Genomic DNA, 23,921 nt, shown 5'->3' with positions numbered 1-23,921 from the left:
CCGCTCTCAGACCACGATATTGCCGCAGAGAATCAGGCGGGCAATGTCGGTCCCGACGTACCCCTCCAGCTCAAGGGTGTTTGCGCCATCGGAGATGGTGAGAACGCCGCTATTGTCCCACCAATTGCTGTGGTTGAAGAGCAGATCGACATAGTTCGAGATGCCGGTCACCCCCTGCAGATCGATGACATCGTTATTCCCGGTGTCGGTGCCGAAGTCGGCGATGACGTCGTCGGCCCAGCCGTCGGCAAAAGTGAACGTATCGTCACCGAGATTGCCGGTGAACGTGTCGTCGCCGGCAAAGCTCAGCATGACATCGTTGCCGACAGTGCCGTTCTGGATAGTCCCTTGCTCGGCAAAGTAGCCGTAGAGGCCAGTCAGGCTGCCATTCTGCGACAGATCGGTGATCGCAGCATCGAAAGCCGGCGTCAGCGTCGCGCCGCTGAAGTTGATCGACAGGCCCTCATCCTGCACCCACTGATCGGTAGACGAAACGTAAGCGAGGTTGCTACCCAGCGTGAGCGTCGAGACCGCGCCGTCGACGACGCCCGGCGTGTAGCTGAAATCGTTTCCGTTCACGATCACGGACGACTTGCCATTGTCCACGCCGCCGACGGTACGCGTTCCAGCATACCATTGGTCCGACACGTTCCTGACGGCGTTGAATCCGCCCGTGCCGCGGTACTCGAAATTGTCGACCCAGTTGTCGAGGAACGCGGGAAGGTTGCTGCTCGCGCTCGTGTAGTCCAATACCAATGCCATTCTCTAACTCCTCGGATATTCTTGACGACGATGATCGAAATTATTGCAGGCTCCGCCGCGTTCACGGATGAACGCGGCGCTGCCTTCAGAAGTCGTGGAATCCCTCACGCAAACTCGAAGTTCGTGACCGTCAGACCCGTCACGCCCGTCACTTTGATAATGTCGGTGAAATCCGAGCTGCTGACATAGGTGTCGCTTCCGACGGTAGAAATCGTCAGATCACCGAGCCCCGTCGCACCCCATGCCGACACGTCAAGGACATCGGCAGCAAGATCGAAGCTATTGACGGTGTCGAAAGCAGACCCGTCCTGAAACACGAACGTATCGGTCCCGCCGAAGCCGAGCAGCGTGTCGTTCAGCCCGAGATTTCCGACCTGGGTCGTACCTTGCTCGGCAAAATAGTCCGTCAGCCCCGGGAAGGTCCCCAAACCGTCGACCGCTCCGCCATGCGACAGGCTGTAGATCGCATAGGCGAACGTGGTCGTATCCGGCATGTAGCCGCCGCCCTCATTGGTGATGATGAGTTCTTCATCCTGCACCCAAAGGTCCTGGCCGGCGTCATATTCGAGGTTTCGGCCGAGCGTGAGCGACGTGACGTCGCCATTGAACAGGCCCGGCGAATAGCTGTAGTCGTTGATCTCCATGATGACCGAGGGAATGTTGTTGTCGACGCCTTCGGTATCGAAGCCGGCGGACCACTGATCCTGGCCGGAAGAGAATGACCGGGAGAACCAGCCATTGCCGTTGTAGGAGAAGTTCGTGTCATAGGCGGCCAGATAGGACGGGAGGTTGCTGCTCGCGGCGGTCAGTTCAATTAACAGCGTCATTTGTCGTTCCTTTTGCCTGTTTCATCGTTCGCCCGAGAGCGAACCTCGCATCCACGGCCAGCGACCGCGGAATTCCTAGAATTTGTAGTTGAGGGATACCGTGGCCGTTCGTCCGGGCGCGGCGTAGAAGTTGGCGCCGACGGCGGGAGCGTAGGCCACGTCGGTGAGATTGGTGACCGCGAAGCGCAGCTTCGTCATCGGATCGAAGGCATAGGATCCGTAGATGTCGTAGACCCGATAGCCGGGCATGTCGTAACCGCTTCGAAGAGAGCCAAGTGCCGGCTCCGTCTTCGAGACGTCGGTGACGCGGGCGCCCAGCGTCAGCCTTTCCTCGAACAGACGCACACCCGCATCAAGCGTGACGCGCAGTTTGGGCTGCTCGAAGATGATCGCAGCGCCCTGCCCGCTATTGATCGGCGTGCTTCGGCCGGAAGGCGACGTGAAGCTGTCGGCGAACTCCGTATCGATGCGCGTGATTGTCCCGCCGATATAGAGAAACCTCGCATCGTAGTTGGCCTCGACTTCGATCCCCTTCATGCGGGTGATGCCATCGAGGTTCACATATGAGGTATAGTTGAACGTGTTGCTTTGGGCGTAGCGGATCTTGCCAAGGCTGATGTAGTCGACGATTTCCCTGTAGAAGCCCACGGCCTTGAACCGAAACGTATCTCGCTCGGTCAGAATTCCGTTGCTCGAGACGTTTGCGCCCAGCTCGTAGGTTTCGCCCCGTTCGGGCCTAAGCGCCGGGTTCGGCGCATATTCATTGATGCTGTTTCCGTCGTGCCCGCCATTGAGAAACGACTCCATGATCGTCGGCGGCCGGTAGCTCTTCGAGTATTTGACGAAGGGCTGCAGCCATTCGAACGGCTTGACGGCAATGGTCACCGACGGCAGCAGGGCTCCACCGGACTTGTCGACATGGGTGTCGTATCTCGGGGTATACTCCGGACCGTAGATCGGCTGGGGTGCTGTTCCCGGAAAGCAGATACCGGGCGGAAACGGCGGTGACGGCAAGCAGGTCGGGGGCGTCCCGGGAGTATAGCCAATGATGTCCCGCGTCGGACTGCCGTAGACCACCGCCGATCCCACGGCGTGATACCAGTCGTAGCGCAAGCCGCCCGAGATGGTCAGCCAATCGGTCGGCGTATACTTCGCATTGCCGAAACCACTAACGATGTCGCGCTTGCCGCTCGGCGTGCCGCCCGAAAGCGTACTCGAGTAATCGGTGCCGTCCGCTGCTACAAAGCCACGGGTGAGCATGGTCTTGCCGTCGTCGTTGAAGGCTTCCATGCCGTAGTTGAAGGCGAGACCTCCCAATCCGGTGGCGAAGCTGCTGGTGTTCTCGACGCTGCCGCCGAGCGTCCCCATGACGTAGTTTGACGGACCCGTTGACAGGACCGAACCTTGCTCGACCCTGTTGTTCCTGAGGTTGTTGTAATAGAAGCGCGCCTTCAGATCGATCAGCTCGCTGTCCGGCTTCCAGTCGAGCGCGGAAGTGTAAGTATTGTTGACGACACCTTCCGTCGCTTTCACCAGATTGCCATTGCTCAACACGAAATCGTAGTTTCCGGTGTTGAACCTGGAATCGTTCCTAACCCACCCAAGCGTGACCTTCACATCTTCCGTGGCCTGGGCTTCCGCTTTGAGAATGCTGGAACGAACCTCCTGGCCGGAGAACAGCAACACGTCGCCTGCATAGGTCGCTGCACTGTTGATGGTGCCGTTCTTGCCGATGTCATAGGCGCCGATATTCTTGTAGCTGATGCCGCCGAGAACGGAGAACCGGTCGGACAAGCGTACCGCCGCCGCCGTCGAGCCGTCGAAATTGAACTGGTTCGTTCCGGTGGTGACGTTGACTTGCCCGCCGTACTGCTTGCCGGGTGCGATCAGGTCCTCCGCCAGAAGCGTCCGGAAATTGACCGAACCGCCCAGCGCGCCGGCGCTGCCGACGCCGGATGTCGTGCTTTTCTCTATGTCGACGGCACGAACAAAAGCCGTGTCGACATAAGTGCGCTGCGTGGCGCCATGCGCGCTGCGCTGAAAGCTCTGCCGCGCGCCATCGATCATGGTGGCGATACGATCCTGATCCTGAAGACCGCGGATATTGACGCTGATGCCCGGGTTCTGCGCTTCCGATCGGTTGGCATAGACGCCGGCGACATTGTCGAGCAGGTCGCGCGCGTTACGGGTTGGACTGCTCTCGATCGCCTCTCGCGAGATCACGCTCACGGCCGCGGGCGCCTGATAGACCCAGTCCGGCGTACCCTTATAGCCGGATCCCGAGATGGCGTTACGTCCGCCCGACACTTCCAGTGTGTCGAGCTGGATTGCGCCGGGGACGGCCGCATCCGGAGCCGGTGAGGCCGTCGCTCCGATAATTGCTGTCCGATCGGCTGTGACGCGAAACGTGACACCTGTATTCCGCAGCATCAGCGACAGCGCCTGCTCCGGCGTGAAGGTGCCGTTGACGGCATTTGATGTCAGCCCGCGCGACGTTGCCGCGGATAACGTTACCTGCAGACCGGCCTGACGGCCGAAAGCATTGAGCGCGAGGCCAAGCGGCTGCGCAGGAATGTTGAAGTTTCGTGGCGCCGCGGCGTCACCGCCCTGGACTTGAACCATTCCAGACCCGGACGACGCCTGCGCGAATGCATGCGAGCCACCATCCGCGGCGACTAACGCCGCAACAAAACACACAATACGCGCGGCGCTCTCAGTCCTTTTGTTTGTTTGATTAAAAATAGCCCTATTCAAAACGCACATTACAGCCCCGTACTTCAGTCTGCCGCCGCGCATTTTCTTTTCGAATGCGCTTCCCGACTAAAGACGATCGGCTCAGTAGTTTTTTTCAGGATTGTCGCGCATTCGGTGCGCGAAATGGCTTCGCAATTTTAGATTCGAATTAAAGTCGTGAAACGATGCGAGCGAAGCGGGAGACCTCGTGAACCTTGCCACCGTGCGGTTGCACCAGCGCACGCAACGCGCGGTCGGGGTCGCGCAGGTCATAAAGACCGGTAACCGTTTGCTGCGCCAGCGTGATGTCAGGAACGGCGATCCATGCAGAGTGATAGCGCTGTATCTGTTCGACGACGGCGCCGATCGTTGCGTCATTGACGAACAATCTTCCCTCGCGCCAGGCGCCAATATCTTCGGGTGCGATAACGCTCTTCGTCATCGCGCCCGAGTTGCGATCGACGACCAGCATCTGGCCCGGCGTCAGCACGGTTGGGGATGCCTGCTGCGCCCGCTCGAAGGAGACGCCCACGGCTCCCCGTGCGAGCTCCACCTGCGTCGCCGACGACGAGAGACGGACATCGAAGGCCGTTCCCGTCACCTCGACCTTCACGCCGCTCGCATCGACGACGAACGGTCGCCCCGGATTGCGTATCACATCGAAGAAGGCTTCTCCCGCAAGCAAACGGACCTGACGCCGGCTTGCCGAAAAGTCCGTCTTGATGGCGCTGCCTGCGGCGAGATAGACGGTCGTCCCATCTTCGAGCGTCACCAGCCGGCTCTGTGCGGTCGTAGTGAGATGGTCTGCCTCAAGCCGCACGAGAAGCGAGGGCACGCTGATAACAAGGAGACAGGCGGCGATCGCCGTGGCTGAAACTGGGACCGCCCACCGCCAGCGCCGCCGCGGGACACGAGAACGCCTGCCAGCGCCGGACGACGGCGCCTGCACCGACTGAGGCCGCCAAACATGCTCGTATACCGGCCTCCCCTCGCCCAGCAGTTGCCAGCTCTCCCGGACCCGCTGCCACGCGGCGCGGTGCTCACTGGAGCGCGAAAGCCATGCGCTGAAGTCCTCCTGCACGCGCGGGTCATCCGCTGCTTCGCGAAGCCGCAGCAGCCAGTCGGCCGCCTCGTCCAGATAAGCCTGGGGCCTGCCTCCACCCTTGTTCAGCGACATCCCGCGATCCTCGTCCCGAGCCTCATCCCTAGAGCACGCGAGTCCCGTGCCGCCTGCTTTTGAATAGACGAACAAGCGGGGATTCTTTTTCACACCGGGAGAATTATGTCACGTTTGGTCGCGACCGGTCCGCTTCGCAATATCCACCAAAGCCGTATGGATCATGCGGTGCACGGTTGCGACCGAGAGACCGAGATGGGCCGCAATGTCCTGAAGCTTGTGGCCACCAAAACGATGCATCTCGACGGCGATCCTGGTTTCTGTCGGCATTTCAGCAAGGATTGCTGCGATCTGGCGGATGTCATCGCGCAACAAGGCGTTCTGTTCCGGCGAGGCCTCGGCGCGCGGCACCGCCCAATAGGACGTTTCGTCGAGCGGATCCCGGCTTTCCAGCTTTCTGCGCCGCAGAAGATCGAGCGAAAGATTGCGGACGATACGGTAGAGATAGGCTGCGGGCTGCTCGGGCGCCTCGGTCTCCGGCCGGGGCGGCACGAATTTCAGGAATGCTTCCTGCACGATGTCTTCGGCGCTCTCGCGCGAACCCAGGATCGGTGTCGCATAATCGATCAGAGCAGCGCGATGGGCGAGAAAAATCACGCTGCGGCTATCGCTCCTCTTCACGTCAAGCGCTCCCCAGACGACCGGCGTGGTCCGATTGCAGCGTTGCGAGACGGTCACGCAAGCCGCATTCCGGATGCAACGTTCAGCACACGTGCGATCCGTCACAACAGGTGCTGGCCCCTCTCATCCCTGCCCGGACGTCAAAGCCTGGAACCACTTCCTCTCTAATAGCGCCTCCTGCGTTTCACAACTGTGGATGTTTAGATAGGCTCCAAGCAGTGCCAGCCGATCCGACCACTCGCCGCTTTGAGTGACTCAGCCTGTACTCTGTCATCGATGAGATGACACGGACGGGCGCCAAATGTGTTGTCCACTTCACTGGCCGTATCGGATGGGAAGGGAGAGCTCGATGGTGCTGCCTGCGACATCCGGCGGTGGTGCCGGCACTGGACTGGCGCTACGGGGCGTCGAAACGGCCTTCGCGTCCAACACTGGATCTCCGGAGCTTCGGACAAGGCGCGAGTTTACGACGCTGCCCGAGCGGTTGATGGTGAAGGCAACCACGACGGTGCCCGCCGCTCCATTCGGGTTTCCGCCTTTATGGCGAATGAGGTGAGCGTTGACACTGCTCTTCCATGTGGCGGGTGATGTCGAGGGATTGAAGGCCGAGCTCGACGACGGCGCGGCAACCCGTTCCGCCCGGGGATTTGGCGTCGCCAAAGGTGCAGTGGTGCGATCTATCTTGCGGTCCTCCGGCTTCTTACGCTCCGCCGCCTTTTTGGGCGGCGGCTTCCTGGCGGCTTTCGGCTGCGGAGGTGGCGGCATCAACGTGGCTTCCGCGTTCGCAATTTCAGGCAATTTCAGCGCCTCGATTTCCGGCGGCGGCGTCAGCGGCAGAGCAACGTTCTCCACGGGCTTCTTTACTTCTGCGACGACCGGCTCCGGCTTCTCCTCCGTCAATTCAACCGGCTTGTCGGTCGTTTCCTGCTCGGGAGAAGGCTGCGCCTCGGTCATTTGCTTGTCGGGTGGCAGTTGATCCGGCGGCGCTTCGGGCGCAACGGCCAGTGGCGCCAACTCCATCATCACAGCGGCTGGCGGTTCACCTGCTACCGAAACTTCTTCCCGATGAAGCGCCAGCCAGATCCCGCCCGCATGCAAGCCTGCAACTGCCGCGCCCGCCAGTGTCCACCGAAGAACGGAGCGCCACGCGACGCTGTCCGGCCGCGCGTCGGGATCACGCCAGCCGAACCTCATGGCCGCGGCGCCGGCGCAGCCTGTTGCGCGGCGGATGATGCGCCGGGCAACTGTCCGCCGATCGCGCTGCCCTGCCCGGTATCTTCCAGCCCGACCAGCGCGACCTTGAGATAGCCCGCGCCGCGCAGCAAATTCATCACGCCCATCAAGTCGCGATAGGCGACCACGCCGTCAGCCCGCAGGAATATCCGCTGCTGGCGATCGTTGTTCGTCTGCCTGTCGAGCGTCGCCTGTAGCGTTCCACGCGGCACATCATCGTTGCCGAGCGCCAGGGTGAGGTCCGGCTTGACGCTGAGAAAGATCGGCTTGTCCGGCCGTGCCTGCGGCGGCGCGCTGGAAACCGGCAAATCGACCGCGACATCGACGGTCGACAACGGAGCGGCCACCATGAAGATGATCAGAAGGACCAGCATGACGTCGATGAAGGGCGTGACATTGATCTCGGAGAGTTCGGCGAGATCGCCATCCTGCGGGTCCCTGAGCGAGACTGCCATGATCGCTCACTCCGCCGCCGATGCGACCGCGCCCATATTGTGAACGGCCCGGATGGTTCTTGCAGGCACAATGCCTTTCTCCTGCCGCTCCAGATCGCGCGACATATGCTGCAGGATTTCGCCGGATGCGTCCGACAACAATGCGCGATAGCCGGCAATGGCGCGGGCAAATACGTTGTAGATGATCACCGCGGGAATCGCCGCGACAAGGCCGATCGCGGTAGCGAGCAGTGCTTCGGCAATGCCGGGCGCGACGACGGCAAGGTTCGTCGTCTTCGATTGCGAGATTCCGATGAACGAGTTCATGATACCCCACACGGTGCCGAACAGGCCGACGAACGGGGCCGTTGCGCCGATCGTCGCGAGAAGCCCGGTGCCCCGCGCCATGTCGCGAGCAGCTTTTGCTTCGATACGAGACAGCGCGATCGCCAGGCGCTCCTTGATCCCTTCAGCGGAAAGGTCGGTCGAGCGCTCCAGCTCCCGGAATGCAGCGTTCACAAGATCGGCGACGCGCCCATTCCTGGTCCATCCGGCATCGATCTGCCGTGACGCGTCTGCAAGGCTGCCGGCATCGCTCAGTTTGCGCGTCGCGCTACGTGCATTGCGTTTGGCGCCGGTGAGTTCGACGCCCTTGGCCAGCCACACCGTCCAGGTCAATAACGACGCGAACGCAAGGCCGACCATCACGGCTTTCACGACCATATCCGCCTGCATGAACATGCTCCATGGCGACAGATCATGCGGAAGCGTCGCAGGGCCAGCCGCCTGAGCAGCGGCCGGCGCGTTCGGAGATACAGGCGCAGCGGCCGGCGGCTCGGCCGTTGCCGATGATCCTTGCGGCATCGGCGCCGCCGATACCGGCGCGTCCGCGCCAACAGATGTCGCGGGCGCTGATGGTGCATCCGCACCGGGTACGGAAGATGCAGGGGACGACGACGGCGCCGGCAATGCGGGTTGCGTCTGAAGCGACGGTTCCGCCTGCTGGGCCGCCATCGGCCCGGCAACACCAGCCGTCACGACGAGCGCCGTCAACGTCATCTGCGCAAGCCAGCGCCCTGCCCTCATGGCTTCGGCCAATTTCGTCATCACACCTGCCATCGCCTCAATCTTTCGTCTTCGATCGCTCACGCACGGTCATGAGGCGCGCGCCTCTCACCGCCGGCTTGCTGTCGCAATAGTCCCGCCAATCGCGGCCTTGCGGCACTTCCAGGATTAAGACGTTTAAGGGCGATGTTTTTCCCACCAGGAGAGTACTATTTGCGAGCAGCCGCCATTCGGCTACCGCACACGCGCGCCTGTTCTGCGCACCCTGACTGCACTTAGGCTTCGCGCCAGACGAAATTAGAAGCTCTCAAAACTGACGAAACAAACGAACGCGCTGGATTATGGCGCTGACGGCGCCGCACGAAGTCCCGTTCGCACCGGCCGCGAACATGGCCCGGACGCCCGGAGCGCGGGCGTCGCACGCACGATGGCTTATGCCCGCCCGACAGCCTGCATGACACGGAGATCAGCAGAGGGGACCGCTTCCATTGACGCAGCCAGTGCGGCCTGCAGAACCGCAATGTCCGTACGCCGATTTGGCTGCCAGCCGCAGGGACAAACGCCGTCAGTGCCATGTTGATCGGCGACTTCCTTGTAGACGGCCCCGAGCGCGGACGCGGCAAGCTTCATCACCGTCATGGGCGGAAGCTGACTGGCACGAAGAACATCGCAGAAGGCGGTCATGATGGATCGATGCATTTCAGCGCCGGCAGATTCGCTGTCAGTATCTGGCTGCATCACGGCTCGCGTCCTCTTCTTTAGTTACGCCATGCCCAGGGCGGTTACGCCCTGACGCAGCCGCCATCAAGCCATCGCGTGCTCATTGCAATTTGAAACATTCGAAATCCGGAAGCCCGCGTGCCTTGCCGTTACGTGTCGCTCCTTAGACAACTTCCAAGTTCCAGTTCTGCTTTGCTGGACGGATGGGCGCTCCGCCGCCGACGGCCTAGCCGCACGATCAAGCGCCGGCGCCAGCGCGGACACGCGGAATGTTCGATCGAGAGCAGCGTCAGCGCCGGCGGCAACAGATCAATCCGGCCGGCGGCAAGAGGCCCCTGGCTACGAGGGCAAGAGGCGGAGTGTGACAAATTTTGATGCGGTGCCGGCGCTTGTGCTCAAATGCGCGATTGTCCGTTCATTGGGCGTCACTCCCAACCTCCGATCGCGTTCCACCAGCCGTGGAGAACACGAAAGTAGTCGGCCATAGGCGCTCGACGGGCTGCGATCAGATTGTTAAGCCCGCGTCCGCTGAGGAGACTTTGAGTCGGGACATGACCGTTGCGATCGAGATGGGACAGACGACGGCGGGCGCCCCGGCCAACCTCGACCTTGAGGAACTGCTGGCGACCCGCCTGCTGGTGCAGGGCAATTCGGGCTCCGGCAAATCCCATCTGCTGCGCCGGCTGCTGGAACAGAGTGCGCCCTGGGTACAACAGACGATCCTGGACCCCGAAGGCGACTTTGTGACGCTGGCCGACCGTTTCGGCCACCTCCTGATCGATGCGGAGGACCATACCGAGCGGGGCCTGGAGGTCGCCGGCGAGCGCGCGCGCATCCATCGCGTCTCCACGGTGCTCAATCTCGAGGGGCTTGACGCGGAGAATCAGATGCGGCGCGCCGCCGCCTTCCTCAGCGGGCTTTTCGAGGTCGCCCGCGATCACTGGTACCCGATGCTGGTGGTGGTCGATGAGGCGCAGCTGTTCGCGCCGGCAGTCGCCGGCGAGGTTTCGGACGAGGCGCGCAAGCTCTCGCTCGGCGCCATGACGAACCTGATGTGCCGTGGCCGCAAACGCGGGCTTGCGGGGGTCATCGCCACCCAGCGACTGGCGAAGCTCGCCAAAAACGTCGCGGCCGAGGCGTCCAATTTCCTCATGGGCCGAACCTTCCTCGATATCGACATGGCGCGCGCCGCCGATCTTCTGGGCATGGAGCGGCGACAGGCAGAGGCCTTCCGCGATCTGGAGCGCGGGCAATTCATGGCGCTGGGACCGGCCCTCTCCCGCCGTCCGCTGGGACTGCGTATCGGTCCGACGGACACCACGCCGCGCAACGCGACGCCGCGCCTGATGCCTCTGCCGGAAGCGACACCGGACGCGCACGCCATCATCCTGGCAGCACCGCCGCCCGAGAATAATCGGCCCCAGCGCCGGTCGCCGCCGCCAGACCTCCTCGGCCAGCTCATGGCGGCAAAAACCGCCGCACTGGAGATTCGTCCCGAAGTGGTGGAGCAGCCACTCAGCGCTGAGGAACTGGCGGAGCGGCGCGAGCGGGTCGACCGTATTCTGCGCGCTATCATGGCGGAACCTGACGCGGGGTTCCGCGCCATCGGCGTCCTCTATCAGGAATTCGTGGTCCGCTGCCGAATAGAGGGCCTCGGTTCGGACGTGCCTGATCTCGGTGACTTCCGTCGCATGCTGACCCGCGCCCGCGCCGGGCTCGGCTCCGATATGGCAGAGGATGACGGATGGCAGGATGTCTCCGTCCGCGCCTCACTTCTGCCGGAGGATATGCAGGGCGTCTTCATGATGATCGCCCGCGCCGCCAAGGAAGGCTGGCCCTGCCCCGGCGATGCAGCGATTGCCCGCGCCTACGGCTCACATTCGTTGCGCCGCGCACGGCGCCTGCTGACCTACATCGAGGAACAGGGCCTCATCGTCTGCCAGCTCGACGGTGCTGGCCGGCGGATCGTGACCCTCGTCGAACTGGCCTGGGCGACGGCGCCGGGCGATCCCAATGCCGAGGAACTGCCGGCAGAGCAAGGCTGCAGCTCGGCTTCATGATGCGACGGTAACTTTTGATAATGCGCCCGCCTCGCTCGGCGGTATATGATTCGCAGAAGTCGTTGAGCGTAGGGCTAAAATTCCTTTGACGTGTCCGCGCTCTTGTCGCCGGCCGCCTTTTGCATATCTCGTTTAAAAGGAGTTTTGAGCTTGAGCGTTGCCTTCACCAAGGAAGACAGTGCCGAAACGGCGTCGGAGACCTTGCTCCCCGACCGCCCGGTTTCGCCTCACCCGAACCTTGTCACGGAAGCCGGATTGAAGGCTCTGGAGTTTCAGCTCCAGCAGGCTCGCGAGGCATACGAGTCCGCGCAGAAGATCGAAGACGTGAATGAACGACGGCGGCAAGCAGCCATCCCTTTGCGTGATGCGCGCTATTTTGCCGCGAGAGTTCGGACGGCTCAGGTCATCCCCAATCCGACGTCGACCGACACCGTTGCCTTTGGGAGCACGGTGACCTTCAGGCGAGTCGACGGGCGCGTGCAGAAATATCGTATCGTGGGAGAGGACGAAGCGGATCCCAAGGCCGGTTCTATCTCCTTCGTATCGCCGGTGGCAGGGCTTCTGATGGGCAAGGTTGTCGGGGATGAAGCCGGCGCGTCCGGTCAGGAGCTTGAGATCATCTCGATCTCGTAGCACGCCCCGCACCGGACGAAGCTGGAAGGCCCTAAATCAAGCTATGCACGCCGATACATCGGCCCTTCCAAAAAAGGTGCCCGTTGCTGCAAACTGCGCCCCGTATCTGCGATTCGCAGACGTCTTGAGGGGCCATGAACGAGACTCTGATATCCGCCTGCACGATGTTTCTCGTTCCAGCAACGCTTTTGTTCGGCGCCTTGGGCGTCGCAAACTCGTCCTTCCTCAAAATATTGGTGTGCTTGCTTGGCGCGGCCACGACGGGACTGTGGCTTTACCGGGTATGGTGGTGGACAGGCCTGTCTTTGATGGATCGCAGAACGGCCCTTGGTCTCGCGGGCATGTATGCCTTTGCGTGGCTGCTGACATTCCTGGTGCAGTTGAAGAACATATTCTCGTCGCGGTGACCAGAATCACGTGAGAGGGTCACTGGCCTAACCTTCTTCGTCCATTATGCGAAGCTTTTCGACCCGGCGACGAAAATCCTCATCGGTCGAAAATTCGGCCGAGAGGTATGCCGCGATCAAATCCTTGGCGAGCCAGGAGCCGACGATCTGGGCGCCGATGCACATGACGTTCACGTCGTCGTGCTCCACGCTTTGATGCGCCGAATGCACGTCGTGGCAGACCGCAGCGCGGATGCCTTTCATCTTGTTGGCGGCAATCGAAGCACCGACGCCGGTGCCGCACACCATGATGCCGCGTGCGACCTCGCCTGACGTCACCTTCTTTGCCACCGCGCGCGCGATGTCCGGAAAATCGACCGGCTTGTCGTCATAGGAACCGACGTCGATGACCTCGTGACCGAGTTCGCGGATATGATCGATAACGGTTTGCTTGAGCGGCCAGCCGGCGTGGTCCGATCCTATGACGAGGCGCATACGGTTTCCTTTTCCATTGTCTTGGGACCGTGACAGCCATTGCCGGCTGTCACGGCACTGTTTCGCTCAGCCACGCATATCGGTCGGCAATTCGACCCCGTGGAATTTCTTGTAGATGGCGTTGAGCTTGCCGTTCTTGATATTCTCGGCAATCCAGGCGTTGAGCTTTTCCATGAGTCGCGGCTCGCCCTTCTTCAAACCGACGGCGAGGTCGAACGTGGCGAGCGGTATCTTGGACTCGAAGGTGCGAGCGGGATTCTTGACGCCGATCTGGTTGATGATCGTGGCCGATGTGCCGACGCAATCGACCTGCCCGGAAACCGCGGCAGTTACCTCAGTGGCATCGTCATCATAGCGCGCGATCTTCAATTCCTTGTCCTTCATGTTTGACAAGGTGGTATCCTGCGTGGTGCCACGCGCGACGCCCACCGTCTTGTCTTTCAGGTCCGCCCAATCCTTCACATTTAGCGACTTCAAGCAGCCAATATCGGATTGCAGCGTCGCGTAGCGTTTGGAGAAGTCGATCACCTTGGCCCGTTCGGCGGTGACCGACAATGTCGAGATGATGATATCAGCCTTGCCGGTCAGTACGTTGGGGATGCGCGTCGCGCCGGTCGTCTGGATGAATTCGAGTTCAAGACCCCAATCCTTGGCGAGCAACTGGGCCACTTCGACATCGGAGCCGGTGGCCTTCATGCTGGCATCCATCATGCCGGACGGCGGGATGGCGAGGTCCGTCGAGATGCGGATCTTCTTGGCCTGCATGATGCTGTCGAGCAGATCGGCCCGCACCGGCTGTACCGCCAACATGAAAAGGCAACTTGCCATCACGGCAGCGCCGAGGAATTTTCTGTTCTTCATCCTTGGTTCTCCTCTCTTGTTTTATGATTTCAGGTCAGCCGTCCCGACGAACTGAGCAAGCTCTGGCGTCGTTGGGGAAGTCAGGATCGAGGCAGGTCCAGTTTCGTGAACCTTGCCCCGGTGCATGAAGACGATCCGGTCTGCGATGCTCTTCGCAAAGCCCATTTCATGGGTCACCATCACCATCGTCATGCCGTCGGCCGCCAACCGCTCGATTACCTTCTGCACCTCGACCGTCAGTTCAGGATCGAGCGCCGAAGTAACCTCGTCGAAGAGCATGACCTTCGGTTGCATGGCGAGCGAACGGGCAATCGCGGCGCGTTGCTGCTGGCCGCCTGAAAGCTGTTCGGGATAGGCGTGAAGCTTCTCTTCCAGCCCAACCTGTGCCAGCACCTTGCGCGCCAGATCTTTCGCCTGCGACAAGGCCATTCGCTTCACAGAACAGGGCGCAAGGGTGATGTTCTGCTCGATGGTGAGATGCGGAAACAGGTTGTAGCTCTGGAAGACGATGCCGACATCCTGGCGTAACGCCCGGAGATTGACGTCGGGAGAATCGACCCTGTGCCCGCAGACAATTATTTCACCGTGATCGACCCTCTCGAAGCGATCGATGCAGCGCAAGGCCGTGCTCTTGCCGGAACCGGACCTGCCAATGATGGCAAGGACCTCGCCGCGTTCGACAGTGAAACTGACGCCGTCGAGCACCTTCAGCGAGCCAAAACTTTTTTGCACGTCGCGAAGCGACACGATCGATGCGGATGGAATGTCTTGCTGCATGTCAGGCCGGAGCGAGGTTGAACTTGCCACGTCCCATGCGTCGCTCCAGCCGCTGGCTGTACAACGAAATGGGATAACACATGGCGAAGTAGACGACGGCGATGATCGCGTAGATCGCGAACGGCTCGAACAGCGAGTTATTGACAATCTGTCCCGAGCGCATCAGCTCGACAAAGCCGACGACCGAGGCGAGCGAGGTATTCTTGATGATCTGCACCATGAACCCGACAGTTGGCGGCGTTGCGATGCGGATCGCCTGTGGCAGGATCACCTTCATCATCCGCTGAGTCCGGCTCAGCGCCAGACCTTCCGCCGCTTCCCATTGCGGCTTTGGCACGGATTCGATGCAGCCGCGCCAGATCTCGCCGAGATAGGCGGCGACGTAGAGGGTGAGCGAAGCTCCAGCGGCGGCGAGCGGTGACAGCTGGAATCCGACTGCGGCCAGCCCGAAATAGCCGAGGAACAGGATGACGAGCAGCGGTGTCCCTTGAATGAGCTGCACATAGATGGCGCTGAGGAGGCGCACGGACTTGAGCGAAGAAACGCGTGCAAGCGCAATCACGAAGCCTGCGACACCTCCGCCGCCGAGCGCGATCAGCGAAAGTCCGATCGTCCACAGTGCACCATGGCCGAGGAAGAGCAGATGATTGATATTGAGATGTCCGCCCAATCCGCACCTCACAAAGGCGTGCCGAGCCGACGCCGGCGCGGAAACAGGACGAAGCCAAGTCCCCAGAATCCGGCGCGCATGACAAGCGACAGAAAGATGTAGAGGACGGCGATGATGATGTAGGTTTCGAACGCCCGATAGGTGTCGGACTGAATGTAGTTTGCGACGGCCGTGAGTTCTTCGGCCGAGATCTGCGAGCAGACTGACGAGGCGAGCATCAGCAGCACGAACTGGCTGGTGAGCGCCGGATATACCCTCTCGACGGCCGGCAGCAGGATGATGTGCCAGTAGATCTGAAGGCGCGAGAGGGCGAGCCCTTCGGCCGCCTCGAGCTGCCCGCCTGGAATAGCGTCAAAGCCTGCACGCATGATCTCCGCGGTGTAAGCGCCGACATTGATTGTCAGCGCGGCCACCGCGACCGTGAAGGCGGAGAATTTCAGGCCGATGCTGGCGAGGCCGAAATAGACCAGGAAGATCTGGACCAGCAACGGCGTGTTGCGGATCGCTTCGACATAGACTTTACAGGCGCGCGCGATCAGTGAGCTATGTGAGCGGCGACCGACGGCCGCGAGCGTGCCGAGAGCGGCGCCCAGCACGGTTGCGAAGAACGCGAGCTCCAGCGTGAGGATGGCGCCATCGAGAAAACTCGGCCATCGCTCCAGCACTGCGGGAAAATCGAGTTCGATGCCCATCGAGAAAGGATCAGTCGGTGACTTGGTTGGTTATGCGATCGTAGACCCGGAACAACGCCTGATTGCCGTTCGCGCCTTCCCCGTGCGCACGCGCATCGACATACTGGCTGGTGACGAGCGCGGTTCCCGGCAACGGCACATTCAGAGCCTGGGCATGTTCCTGCACGAGCCGGAGATCCTTGAGCATCAGGTCGATGCGAAAGCCGGCGGCAGCATCGCCCGCGATCATGGCCGGGCCGAGCTTGTCCAGCATCCAGGATGCGGCCGAGCCGCCCAGCAGCACGCGGCGGAGCAGTTCGAGATCAACGCCGGAAGCCCGCCCCAGTGCGAGCGCTTCGCAAATCGCCTGAATGTTGATGCCGCAGATGAGCTGATTGCAGAGCTTGACCGTTTGCCCGGCACCGCTGGCGCCTACATGCGTGATCGTAGTGCCCATCGCCTGGAAGAATGGCTCGGCCTTGGCAAAAGCCTCGGGCTCGCCGCCGGCCATGATCGAGAGGGCCGCGTTCTTCGCACCGAGCGGTCCGCCCGAAACGGGCGCATCGATGAAGCTCACGCCGATTCTCCGTAAATCCGCATGGATGCGGCGGACCACGACCGGCGAGATCGTGCTCATGTCCACGATCAGCCTGCCGGCAGGCGGCGACTTCAGGAGCCCCTGCTCGCCATAGATCACCGCCTCGACATGCGGCGTGTCGGGCAGCATGGTGATGGCGATGTCAGCGTTTCGTGCAGCGTCGGCCGGATTTTGCGCGCCAAGGGCGCCCGCTTTCACGACATCCGCGACCGCGGCCTCACTGATATCAAAGACACTGACCGCATGCCCTGCTTGCAGCAGGTTGCGCACCATCTCCCGGCCCATCGTACCGATGCCGATGAAGCATACGCTCCCCTTGCCGTCCCGTCCCATTTTTCTGCTCGTCTTATTGTTGTTTGGTCTACTTGCGTTCAGCGCGATACTTTGCGGCTCTCTTTCTCGCCGACGACGGCGCGCCTTCTGTATTCATCTCCGATCTCAAAATGCTTTCGCAGGGTCGCGTCCGCGCGCTCAGGATCCCGCGCGACCACGGCCTCAAAGATGCGTCTGTGATCGTCGATCAAATAGGTCTTCATCGAGGGGAAGGCCTGAACCAGTTCGCGGCGTGTGCGATGGGCCTGCGTAAGCAGGCCGGCCATTGAATTGTGCAGCACGACCAACGTCTCAGACCGGGATGCCAGCACGATCGCGCGATGGAATTCGAAGTCCGCAATCCCTCCGGCATCCGCCTCATCAATCGTTTCCGCGATGCGCGCCAGCTCGCGCTGCAGCCGCTCGAAATCGGTAATGGTGGCGCGCTCGCAGGCAAGCCGAATGGCCTGGCATTCGATCGCGATGCGGGCCTGCATCACGTCATCCACCATGCCGGCCTGCTGGGCGAGCGCGAAGGTGAAGAAGTCGTTGAGGACGGAAATGTCCGGACGCGTAACCACAGTGCCGATGCGATCGCGGATTTCCACGATGCCAAGCATGGTGAGCGCCCGCAGGGCTTCGCGGACGATGGGTCGGCTGACGCCAAGTTGGCTTGCGAGTTCACGCTCGGCGATCAAGCGGTCACCGGGCCTAAGCGACCCCGCGATCAGACGCTCGCGCAGAAAGGCGAAAACCTTCTCGAAGCCCTTTTCGCCCTCGGCTGTTCGCTTGATTTCCATCCCCGGGCCCTACTGACCTTACCTTGGTAAGACCAATAGGATGACCAACCAGCATCGTCAAGCCGTCTGCTGCGTTTTGCGGCGTCGCGGCTTGCCTGGAACGTGCGGCTTGATCTCCATGCCAGCGGTCAAGCCGGGGCTAGGACAGGTATTGTTTCGCCGCCGTACGTAAAACCGACGGCCTTATCCGCCGTGACGCGAAGGAAGCGGCGCGATCAGAGCCGGCTGCGCATCCGCACCGCAGCCGCGTCACCACGCGCCTGTGATTTGAAGCTTCCATTTGGTCAGTGTTGTGCGCTCGTCAGGCGGCCCTCACCACTCCATGGCGCTCACAAATTATTCTGCAAATACTCGAACACGTAGTCGGCATCGTTGCTCGAATTGAAATTGACCTCGTAGTCGATCGAGCCATCCTTGAGCACGACCGTGCGCTGCGGTCCAAAACTGCAAGTCAGGCTCTTGATCTTCTGTTTGACGGCTTCCTTGCCGGCTTGGGAATCACACACGCGCCGCATGGCCTCGAGAGCTGCGCCGCAGTAACCGTAGGCGCTATAGATCTTTCGCTCCTCCGGCGCCGGCGGCTTCAACCAGTCGAACTTCGCTGTGAGACTGTTGCCGCACCGCTCATTGGTGGTGGCGACCTCTCCCGCGAGATATTTCTCCTGGTCCGCGAAGTACTCTTTGTCCTTCAGCGATTGCGCGAAAGCGATCGAGGAGAGGATCGAGAGTCCGACGAGGGCGAGACCGACGTGGATATTCATAGCCATAGCAGACAACTCCGAATTAGATGTTCATGCACGCATCCGTGCGGGCACGGCATCCGGCATTGCGACCGACCCAGGGATAGACGGACAGCGGCTGCGATTTTCGCAGCGCCATCGCAGCACCTATCTTGATTGAAACACTTTGAACAATGAATGCGCCGCATTCAACATGCGTGCCGGCCGCAAAAACTCCGTATTTACTTCTCACTTCTCCCTGCGCTCATCAGCAGTGCCGCATCCCGCGGATTGTCGTGATGCCGTGAGGTCTACCATGTCCGGACGTTTTCAAATGATCGTCGGCGCCGCCCTCACCCTGATCATCAGCCATGGCGCCCTCGCCGCGGAGAACGGCCCGCGGCTTCGCATCGGCCATTACAGCACCGGTAGCGGCTTGATGGGTTTTGTGATCGATCGCCTGGGAACGCCGATCAAGCTGCGCTTCGACGGCTCCGACGAAATCCTGGCCCTGACCGCCGAGCAGGCTCCCTACAATTCGATCACGCTCAAGCGCGACGACGGCGTCTCGGTTCTCCGGATCTATGAAACGGGCCGCATCCTCGTATTCGGCGACAAATTGTCGGGCGGTTCGGCTGACGCGTATCGCGACCAGGAAGCCGAGCCGCTCGTCGTCAAGAAGGCAACGAAAGAGCAAGCCGAGACCGGGGCCGAGTCCCTCGGGCGCAGGCTCCGGAGCGCAGGCGCCCCGGAGCTCGCGATCTCGCTCGACGCGCCACGCCTTTCCGATGACTCCGCCGCATGGTCCGCCATGGCGGACGCAATCGCGGTCACCGGAAGCACGCTGGAGGAGATGCTCACCTCACCGATCGCACGCGAGATCATCGCGGCGAAATTGCGGCGCGTCGTCATCCGCGACGCCGACCAGGTTGACGTCAAGCTGGCCGGCGACGCTCTGATCGTCGAGGTCAAAGCGAAGGAGGCGGTTACAGGCCGGCCGTCCTCGGCGCGCCTCAAATCTGCGATCGGTGATCTCCTGTAGCGGAATCTTTTTGCCCGGGGACGCGAATTTACGGCAGCCGGCGCGGAGAAAAATCCTCGCCGGTCCGTCTCTCTATCGTGATGTGGTGGCGACGGCCGCAGGCCGTCTGGAGATATCACCGCAATATGGTGCGCTATCTGTCAAGAAAGAGAGGAATCCAATGTCGGGTCTGATTACTGGGCTGGTTCTGCTTGCGCTCGGCGCCCTGGCGGCCGCTTCGAGCATCGTCGCGAGGCGTCCGGACGCGCAGGCGTATATCGAACGGATGGTGCCTTACCAGGGATGGTTCGGATTTATAACCTGCCTGTGGGGTGCCTGGATCATCATCAACGCCATCATCAACCTGAACTGGTTCAGCTACGTGCCGGTCTGGTGGGTGACCTACCTCGCGACCGGGCTGCTAATTGCCTCGCTCGGCCTGCTACTCGGCTATGCCTTGCTGACGAAGTACGTTCTCAACCACAGCGCTGAGGCGGCCCAGCGCGGCGAGCAGATTCGCGCCATGATTGTGCCCTATCAGACCATGCTCGGCTATGCCGCGATCGTCCTCGGCCTATGGACGATCGTTGCAACGTTTCTCTATCGTATCGTCTAGAGCGCGATCCGGAAAGCCCGCCCCGCACGTTGTCGCAGGGTAGACACCGGACTTCCTTCGCAGCAGACGCGGACCGCGTTTGCGCGGAGATCATGCTCAAAGAACAGGCAAGAGCGCGATGACGATTCATCTCGAACTCATCGCGCTCTGGCGGTTGCTTAAAACTCATTTCAAACGCAAACATAACGAAATTCCGTGACGAACGAACCGAAATCGGATCAGGAGCAATGCTCTCCTTTTCACCGGCATAACGCTCAACCGATGCTTTTGTCCTGCTTTGTCCTGCGGAGCCGACCTGCCCATCGTCGCTTGCAGCCGGCACAGCATGCCCATCATCCCGCCACAGAGCCCGCCAACAATGAGTTGGCGAATAATGGCGCTCAAGCGCCGAACGGTTTGACCAGCCGGCGGAGACAGCCGCTCCATCAGCCCGCCATAGCATCGACGAAAGCATTCATGTCGAGAAAACACTTGTGCCTTGCGATCCTCGCGCTGAGCGTCGCGATAAGTTTCGCCGCCCCCGCACGCGCGGAGAAGCGCGTTGCCCTGCTGGTCGGCAACAACGCCTATGAGAACATTCCGCGGCTGCAGACCGCCGTCAACGACGCGCGTGCGGTCGGCACCGTACTGCGCAAGCTCGGCTTCTCGGTGATTTCCGTAGAGAACCAGTCGCGCCGCGCCATGAGCGAGGCCATGCTCGCCTTCGACAAGGCGGTCGAGCCTGGCGACACCGCCCTGTTCTTCTTCGCTGGACACGGTTTCGAGATCCAGGGCCAGAACTACCTGCTGCCGACGGACCTCCCGGAGGTCCGCGAGGGACAGGAAGAGTTGGTCCGCGATTCCGCAATTCCAGCCGGCCGGATCATCGACCGGCTGCAGTCGCGCGGCGCCCGCACTGTGGTGCTCGTGCTCGACGCTTGCCGTAACAATCCGTTCGAGCGACCGGGCGGGCGCGGGCTCAAGGGCAGCGGCGGTCTCGCAGCGATGACGCCTGCCGAAGGCGTGTTCATCATGTTCTCGGCTGGCGCCAAGCAAACCGCGCTCGACCGGCTGTCCAGCACCGAGCGCGCCTCTAACTCCGTGTTCACGCGAAACCTCATACTCCGGCTGGCGGAGAAGGACCTGACGCTGGTGCAGATTGCCAAGCGCCTGCAAGTCGAGGTCCGGCAGCTGGCGGCGAGCGTCGGTCGTGACCAGACGCCGGCCTATTACGACCAGGTCGTCGGCGAGATCGTGCTCAACTCAAGCGGACAGCCCACGCCAGCCGACCGGCCGACACCACAAACCGCGGCTCTGCTCTCCGACGTCGACAAGCGCGCAGCCGAGGCCGTGCCGGCTCCCCCGATCGATCCTGCGATCGCCGAGCTCGACGCGCTGGCGGCCGCGAAGAGCTGGAGCGAGCTCCGCGACCACCTGACAAAGGTGAGGCCGACGGCGCGCGACGCACACTGGGCGTCGTTGGCCGAACAAGCCGCGATCGGTGAATTGACTCCGCTTGCAACGTCGGCACATCCGTTTGCCGGCCGCCTTGCGGCGCTAGAGCACTATGCCACGAGCTTTCCGGTCCTGAACGACAATCCGAAATTCCTGGTCCTGCGCACGTCGATTGGCCTGTCCGCGTTTGGCGACTGCCTAGAGCAGGCCTACGCCGTCGATTGCCGCCGGCAACTGGAGAGCTTCGTGCGCACAACGCCCAAGAACGCCGGCACAGTGCGCGTCGATCTCGCGCGCGACGCTGCCCGTCTCGTCGGACGCAAGCTCAACCGCTCCGCCGCCGCACCGTTTTTCGCCATCGCGATCGAGGCACCGGCCGAAGCGAACGCGGCGGTCTGTGCGGATCCGGATCTGGCGGTCGCCGTCATTGCCGCGCTCGGCCGGCCTCCCGACTGGGACGAGGCCAAGGCGGCGGGAGCGCTCACGGAAGCCTGCTGGAACACACTCAGCACCGCCGTCGTGGCGCAAGTCGCGCGCGAGAACGGCGACAGCTATTACCTTGGCAATGCCTGCCCGATACTGCTGCAGCGCGACGCCTTGACAGGACTGCGCGCGGCCCGCTGTCAGGAAATCAAATCGCGACAGGCGAAATAGTCGCATCAGTCGCGACTATAACACGGTCAGAATACTTCCCTGGCACCGCCCTGCTTTCGAGACAGCCGCCGGCAACAGCCGCTATGTCGCACCAAGAGCGCGACGGGCTCAGGATCGTCATCGCGCTCTGGTTGCTGTCCCAGGCGTGATCACCGCCCAATCGCGACTCTCGCGAGGGAAGACCGGTATCCCACCCCGCAACAAATGCGGGGCAGGTTTTTCCGGATCATGCTGTGCGAAATGACCTCCAGGTCATCTGCTTCGACATGCGCTTCAGAAGGATGGGACGAATGGACGCCCACGCCTTCCTGCCCATGCAGCTATATCAGAACGAGCAGCCGAAGCTTTGCAGCGACGTCTTCATCGCGTCCATCGTCTGCTTGCAGCTCTGTTCCATCGCCGGCTTCGTTGACGGGTTCTTGGCCATGTCAAGCCACGTCTTGCGGGTCTGGTCGAGCTGTGCCTTGTAGGTCGCGCGCTGCGCCTCCGGAAGCTTCGACGTCACGCAGGTATCGTATTTCGTCAAGAAGTCGTCGCAGGCGGCGATGCCGGTATTCTGCGCACGCGCAGGCCCGGCGACGGCAATGACGAGCAGAGCAGCGCCTGCCATATGCAAGAGCGGCAACGCGCTGCGCATGCTCAAGCGTGATTCGATCGCAGCTTTCGTCGTTGTGTGGCGCATTACATTCTTCTCCTTTAGAACGTTAGTTTGTACGGCAACACTGGAGAAGACGGACAGAGTTTCAATTTTGGTTCGTCGTCAACTGTTGTGATGTCTCTTTCGAATCCGTCCTTGTGATTAGAGCACAACGTACCGTCCGCAACCGAGATGCGGTCCGAGCGACTTAAGCGTCGAGTTCAGGTCAGTTCGATCCTGCGGAAGCGGGGCGCTCTTGCTTGCCGGCTCCCGCCGGCTTTGGCCCGCATGGATCATTGTCTTTGGTGGGCGCCTCACCTCGAGGACGCTCAGTCCAGTCTGTCGTCGACTTCCTGGCCTGCCCGTTCGCGTCAATGCACGACTGAGCATCTTTCTTCTTGGTCGGACTGGACGGGATCGCCACGATCCCGCGGCCCATCGCATCACCGACGTCGTCCGGCTTGACCGCGGTCGTTGTGCCGTCTCCAACCATCTTCACAGCAGTCGGGATCGCGATCACAGCCAGGGCGGCCAGAGCGAAGCCGGACCACACAACCGAACGCCGGTACTGAGCAACCGGAGCGACCGGCACGGCCGAAACCTGCGGCCGGTTCTGTTCCGACGCAGCAAGAACGCCGGCCGCCTGCGCCATCAAAGCCGCAGGAACTGTCGCGGGCCGCGCCTGGATTTCGTCCAGTAGTTCCGCCGCGGCAGCCAAATCCGCGCGGGCCGCCGGGTCGTTGGCAAGTCTCGCGGCGACAGCGTCCCAATCTGCCCGCGACAAGGAGCCGTCAAGGAACGCGGCGATCTCTGCGTTGTCGATCTCGCTCCATTGGCCTGCTGCAACGGAGCCCTGCCCCACCCCCTCGGAAATGATCCGCGACAGTTGCGCGCGAAGCAGCTCAAGCGTCTGCAACCGGTCGGAGCGACCGTCGTCCTCGGCGGGTACAGACGCCGGTTCGTGACTGAGGCGTTCAATCATCGGACAGAGTTCCAATACCCATG

General features: G+C 61.7%; 25 protein-coding genes. 6 read left to right on the top strand and 19 right to left on the bottom strand.

Features of this window, described 5'->3' with window-relative positions; all coding sequences use genetic code 11:
* Positions 1–6 precede the first annotated feature (6 nt).
* From CQ12_RS24810 to CQ12_RS24770, 9 genes are all read right to left on the bottom strand, one after another.
* On the bottom strand, positions 7–762 hold the full coding sequence (locus tag CQ12_RS24810; RefSeq protein WP_157088465.1) for a hypothetical protein: 756 nt from the start codon (positions 760–762) through the stop codon (positions 7–9).
* Between the two features lie 104 nt (positions 763–866).
* Positions 867–1,589 (bottom strand): hypothetical protein, encoded by a 723-nt coding sequence (locus CQ12_RS24805; protein WP_057837921.1) that lies wholly within the window; start codon positions 1,587–1,589, stop codon positions 867–869.
* A 75-nt stretch (positions 1,590–1,664) separates the two neighbouring features.
* On the bottom strand, positions 1,665–4,211 hold the full coding sequence (locus CQ12_RS24800) for a TonB-dependent receptor (RefSeq protein ID WP_157088463.1): 2,547 nt from the start codon (positions 4,209–4,211) through the stop codon (positions 1,665–1,667).
* A 280-nt stretch (positions 4,212–4,491) separates the two neighbouring features.
* Positions 4,492–5,499 (bottom strand): FecR family protein, encoded by a 1,008-nt coding sequence (locus tag CQ12_RS24795; RefSeq protein WP_057837920.1) that lies wholly within the window; start codon positions 5,497–5,499, stop codon positions 4,492–4,494.
* A gap of 108 nt (positions 5,500–5,607) precedes the next feature.
* The gene (locus tag CQ12_RS24790) at positions 5,608–6,120 is read right to left on the bottom strand and encodes a sigma-70 family RNA polymerase sigma factor (RefSeq protein ID WP_057837979.1); all 513 of its coding nucleotides are present in this window, start codon (positions 6,118–6,120) and stop codon (positions 5,608–5,610) included.
* A 315-nt stretch (positions 6,121–6,435) separates the two neighbouring features.
* On the bottom strand, positions 6,436–7,314 hold the full coding sequence (locus CQ12_RS24785; RefSeq protein ID WP_057837919.1) for a TonB family protein: 879 nt from the start codon (positions 7,312–7,314) through the stop codon (positions 6,436–6,438).
* A complete protein-coding gene (gene exbD, locus CQ12_RS24780) occupies positions 7,311–7,808 on the bottom strand; it encodes a TonB system transport protein ExbD (protein WP_057837918.1) in 498 nt (165 codons plus the stop codon). The genes CQ12_RS24785 and exbD overlap by 4 nt, the downstream gene beginning before the upstream one ends.
* Positions 7,809–7,814: 6 nt before the next feature.
* Entirely contained in the window at positions 7,815–8,894 is a 1,080-nt protein-coding gene (gene exbB / locus CQ12_RS24775) for a tonB-system energizer ExbB (RefSeq protein WP_083519471.1), read from the bottom strand.
* A gap of 390 nt (positions 8,895–9,284) precedes the next feature.
* Complete coding sequence (locus CQ12_RS24770; RefSeq protein ID WP_157088461.1) at positions 9,285–9,593, bottom strand: hypothetical protein; 309 nt, start codon at positions 9,591–9,593, stop codon at positions 9,285–9,287.
* A 530-nt stretch (positions 9,594–10,123) separates the two neighbouring features.
* Between CQ12_RS24770 and CQ12_RS24765 the strand changes: the two genes are divergently transcribed.
* The 3 genes from CQ12_RS24765 (at position 10,124) to CQ12_RS24755 (ending at position 12,672) form a co-directional block, all read left to right on the top strand.
* Positions 10,124–11,632: a helicase HerA domain-containing protein gene (locus CQ12_RS24765; protein WP_057837916.1), complete on the top strand. Its 1,509-nt coding sequence runs from the start codon at positions 10,124–10,126 to the stop codon at positions 11,630–11,632.
* 150 nt (positions 11,633–11,782) lie between these two features.
* On the top strand, positions 11,783–12,265 hold the full coding sequence (greA, locus tag CQ12_RS24760) for a transcription elongation factor GreA (protein ID WP_057837977.1): 483 nt from the start codon (positions 11,783–11,785) through the stop codon (positions 12,263–12,265).
* A 134-nt stretch (positions 12,266–12,399) separates the two neighbouring features.
* Positions 12,400–12,672, top strand: coding sequence for a hypothetical protein (locus CQ12_RS24755; protein WP_057837915.1), 273 nt, complete (start codon positions 12,400–12,402; stop codon positions 12,670–12,672).
* 27 nt (positions 12,673–12,699) lie between these two features.
* On the opposite strand, the gene rpiB is transcribed toward CQ12_RS24755, so the two are convergent.
* The 8 genes from rpiB to CQ12_RS24715 form a co-directional block, all read right to left on the bottom strand.
* Positions 12,700–13,146, bottom strand: coding sequence for a ribose 5-phosphate isomerase B (gene rpiB, locus CQ12_RS24750; protein ID WP_057837914.1), 447 nt, complete (start codon positions 13,144–13,146; stop codon positions 12,700–12,702).
* Between the two features lie 66 nt (positions 13,147–13,212).
* Positions 13,213–14,007 carry a transporter substrate-binding domain-containing protein gene (locus CQ12_RS24745; protein WP_057837913.1) on the bottom strand — a complete coding sequence of 265 codons (795 nt, stop codon included), beginning with the start codon at positions 14,005–14,007 and terminating at the stop codon, positions 13,213–13,215.
* 21 nt (positions 14,008–14,028) lie between these two features.
* Positions 14,029–14,784 (bottom strand): amino acid ABC transporter ATP-binding protein, encoded by a 756-nt coding sequence (locus tag CQ12_RS24740; RefSeq protein WP_057837912.1) that lies wholly within the window; start codon positions 14,782–14,784, stop codon positions 14,029–14,031.
* A gap of 1 nt (position 14,785) precedes the next feature.
* Positions 14,786–15,454 carry an amino acid ABC transporter permease gene (locus CQ12_RS24735; RefSeq protein ID WP_057837911.1) on the bottom strand — a complete coding sequence of 223 codons (669 nt, stop codon included), beginning with the start codon at positions 15,452–15,454 and terminating at the stop codon, positions 14,786–14,788.
* A gap of 8 nt (positions 15,455–15,462) precedes the next feature.
* Positions 15,463–16,146 carry an amino acid ABC transporter permease gene (locus CQ12_RS24730; protein ID WP_057837910.1) on the bottom strand — a complete coding sequence of 228 codons (684 nt, stop codon included), beginning with the start codon at positions 16,144–16,146 and terminating at the stop codon, positions 15,463–15,465.
* 10 nt (positions 16,147–16,156) lie between these two features.
* On the bottom strand, positions 16,157–17,056 hold the full coding sequence (locus CQ12_RS24725) for an NAD(P)-dependent oxidoreductase (protein ID WP_057837909.1): 900 nt from the start codon (positions 17,054–17,056) through the stop codon (positions 16,157–16,159).
* Between the two features lie 38 nt (positions 17,057–17,094).
* The gene (locus CQ12_RS24720) at positions 17,095–17,835 is read right to left on the bottom strand and encodes a FadR/GntR family transcriptional regulator (RefSeq protein WP_057837908.1); all 741 of its coding nucleotides are present in this window, start codon (positions 17,833–17,835) and stop codon (positions 17,095–17,097) included.
* 329 nt (positions 17,836–18,164) lie between these two features.
* Positions 18,165–18,602: a hypothetical protein gene (locus tag CQ12_RS24715; RefSeq protein ID WP_157088459.1), complete on the bottom strand. Its 438-nt coding sequence runs from the start codon at positions 18,600–18,602 to the stop codon at positions 18,165–18,167.
* Positions 18,603–18,870: 268 nt separating this feature from the next.
* Here CQ12_RS24715 and CQ12_RS24710 point away from each other — a divergent pair, with 268 nt between their 5' ends.
* From CQ12_RS24710 to CQ12_RS24700, 3 genes are all read left to right on the top strand, one after another.
* Positions 18,871–19,596 (top strand): DUF4908 domain-containing protein, encoded by a 726-nt coding sequence (locus CQ12_RS24710; protein WP_198164251.1) that lies wholly within the window; start codon positions 18,871–18,873, stop codon positions 19,594–19,596.
* 160 nt (positions 19,597–19,756) lie between these two features.
* The gene (locus CQ12_RS24705; RefSeq protein ID WP_057837905.1) at positions 19,757–20,191 is read left to right on the top strand and encodes a hypothetical protein; all 435 of its coding nucleotides are present in this window, start codon (positions 19,757–19,759) and stop codon (positions 20,189–20,191) included.
* Positions 20,192–20,647: 456 nt separating this feature from the next.
* Positions 20,648–22,279, top strand: a complete 1,632-nt coding sequence (locus CQ12_RS24700; protein WP_083519470.1) for a caspase family protein — start codon at positions 20,648–20,650, stop codon at positions 22,277–22,279.
* A 325-nt stretch (positions 22,280–22,604) separates the two neighbouring features.
* Here the strand turns inward: CQ12_RS24700 and CQ12_RS24695 are convergent, their stop codons facing one another.
* Together CQ12_RS24695 and CQ12_RS24690 are read right to left on the bottom strand one after the other, a co-directional pair.
* Positions 22,605–22,961: a hypothetical protein gene (locus CQ12_RS24695; RefSeq protein ID WP_057837903.1), complete on the bottom strand. Its 357-nt coding sequence runs from the start codon at positions 22,959–22,961 to the stop codon at positions 22,605–22,607.
* A 181-nt stretch (positions 22,962–23,142) separates the two neighbouring features.
* Positions 23,143–23,898 (bottom strand): hypothetical protein, encoded by a 756-nt coding sequence (locus tag CQ12_RS24690; protein ID WP_057837902.1) that lies wholly within the window; start codon positions 23,896–23,898, stop codon positions 23,143–23,145.
* Positions 23,899–23,921 lie beyond the last annotated feature (23 nt).

The sequence above is a fragment of the Bradyrhizobium jicamae genome (genome assembly GCF_001440395.1).
Classification (GTDB): domain Bacteria; phylum Pseudomonadota; class Alphaproteobacteria; order Rhizobiales; family Xanthobacteraceae; genus Bradyrhizobium; species Bradyrhizobium jicamae.
Note: the sequence above shows the minus strand (reverse complement) of the source record. Positions and strands in the feature narration are given on the sequence as shown.

Coding starts and splice junctions, on each gene's coding strand:
- CQ12_RS24810 (WP_157088465.1), bottom strand. CDS start 762: ATGGCATTGGTATTGGACTACACGAGCGCGAGCAGCAACCTTCCCGCG.
- CQ12_RS24805 (WP_057837921.1), bottom strand. CDS start 1,589: ATGACGCTGTTAATTGAACTGACCGCCGCGAGCAGCAACCTCCCGTCC.
- CQ12_RS24800 (WP_157088463.1), bottom strand. CDS start 4,211: ATGGTTCAAGTCCAGGGCGGTGACGCCGCGGCGCCACGAAACTTCAAC.
- CQ12_RS24795 (WP_057837920.1), bottom strand. CDS start 5,499: ATGTCGCTGAACAAGGGTGGAGGCAGGCCCCAGGCTTATCTGGACGAG.
- CQ12_RS24785 (WP_057837919.1), bottom strand. CDS start 7,314: ATGAGGTTCGGCTGGCGTGATCCCGACGCGCGGCCGGACAGCGTCGCG.
- exbD (WP_057837918.1), bottom strand. CDS start 7,808: ATGGCAGTCTCGCTCAGGGACCCGCAGGATGGCGATCTCGCCGAACTC.
- exbB (WP_083519471.1), bottom strand. CDS start 8,894: ATGACGAAATTGGCCGAAGCCATGAGGGCAGGGCGCTGGCTTGCGCAG.
- CQ12_RS24765 (WP_057837916.1), top strand. CDS start 10,124: ATGACCGTTGCGATCGAGATGGGACAGACGACGGCGGGCGCCCCGGCC.
- CQ12_RS24755 (WP_057837915.1), top strand. CDS start 12,400: ATGAACGAGACTCTGATATCCGCCTGCACGATGTTTCTCGTTCCAGCA.
- rpiB (WP_057837914.1), bottom strand. CDS start 13,146: ATGCGCCTCGTCATAGGATCGGACCACGCCGGCTGGCCGCTCAAGCAA.
- CQ12_RS24745 (WP_057837913.1), bottom strand. CDS start 14,007: ATGAAGAACAGAAAATTCCTCGGCGCTGCCGTGATGGCAAGTTGCCTT.
- CQ12_RS24740 (WP_057837912.1), bottom strand. CDS start 14,784: ATGCAGCAAGACATTCCATCCGCATCGATCGTGTCGCTTCGCGACGTG.
- CQ12_RS24730 (WP_057837910.1), bottom strand. CDS start 16,146: ATGGGCATCGAACTCGATTTTCCCGCAGTGCTGGAGCGATGGCCGAGT.
- CQ12_RS24725 (WP_057837909.1), bottom strand. CDS start 17,056: ATGGGACGGGACGGCAAGGGGAGCGTATGCTTCATCGGCATCGGTACG.
- CQ12_RS24720 (WP_057837908.1), bottom strand. CDS start 17,835: ATGGAAATCAAGCGAACAGCCGAGGGCGAAAAGGGCTTCGAGAAGGTT.
- CQ12_RS24715 (WP_157088459.1), bottom strand. CDS start 18,602: ATGGCTATGAATATCCACGTCGGTCTCGCCCTCGTCGGACTCTCGATC.
- CQ12_RS24710 (WP_198164251.1), top strand. CDS start 18,871: ATGTCCGGACGTTTTCAAATGATCGTCGGCGCCGCCCTCACCCTGATC.
- CQ12_RS24705 (WP_057837905.1), top strand. CDS start 19,757: ATGTCGGGTCTGATTACTGGGCTGGTTCTGCTTGCGCTCGGCGCCCTG.
- CQ12_RS24700 (WP_083519470.1), top strand. CDS start 20,648: ATGTCGAGAAAACACTTGTGCCTTGCGATCCTCGCGCTGAGCGTCGCG.
- CQ12_RS24695 (WP_057837903.1), bottom strand. CDS start 22,961: ATGCGCCACACAACGACGAAAGCTGCGATCGAATCACGCTTGAGCATG.
- CQ12_RS24690 (WP_057837902.1), bottom strand. CDS start 23,898: ATGATTGAACGCCTCAGTCACGAACCGGCGTCTGTACCCGCCGAGGAC.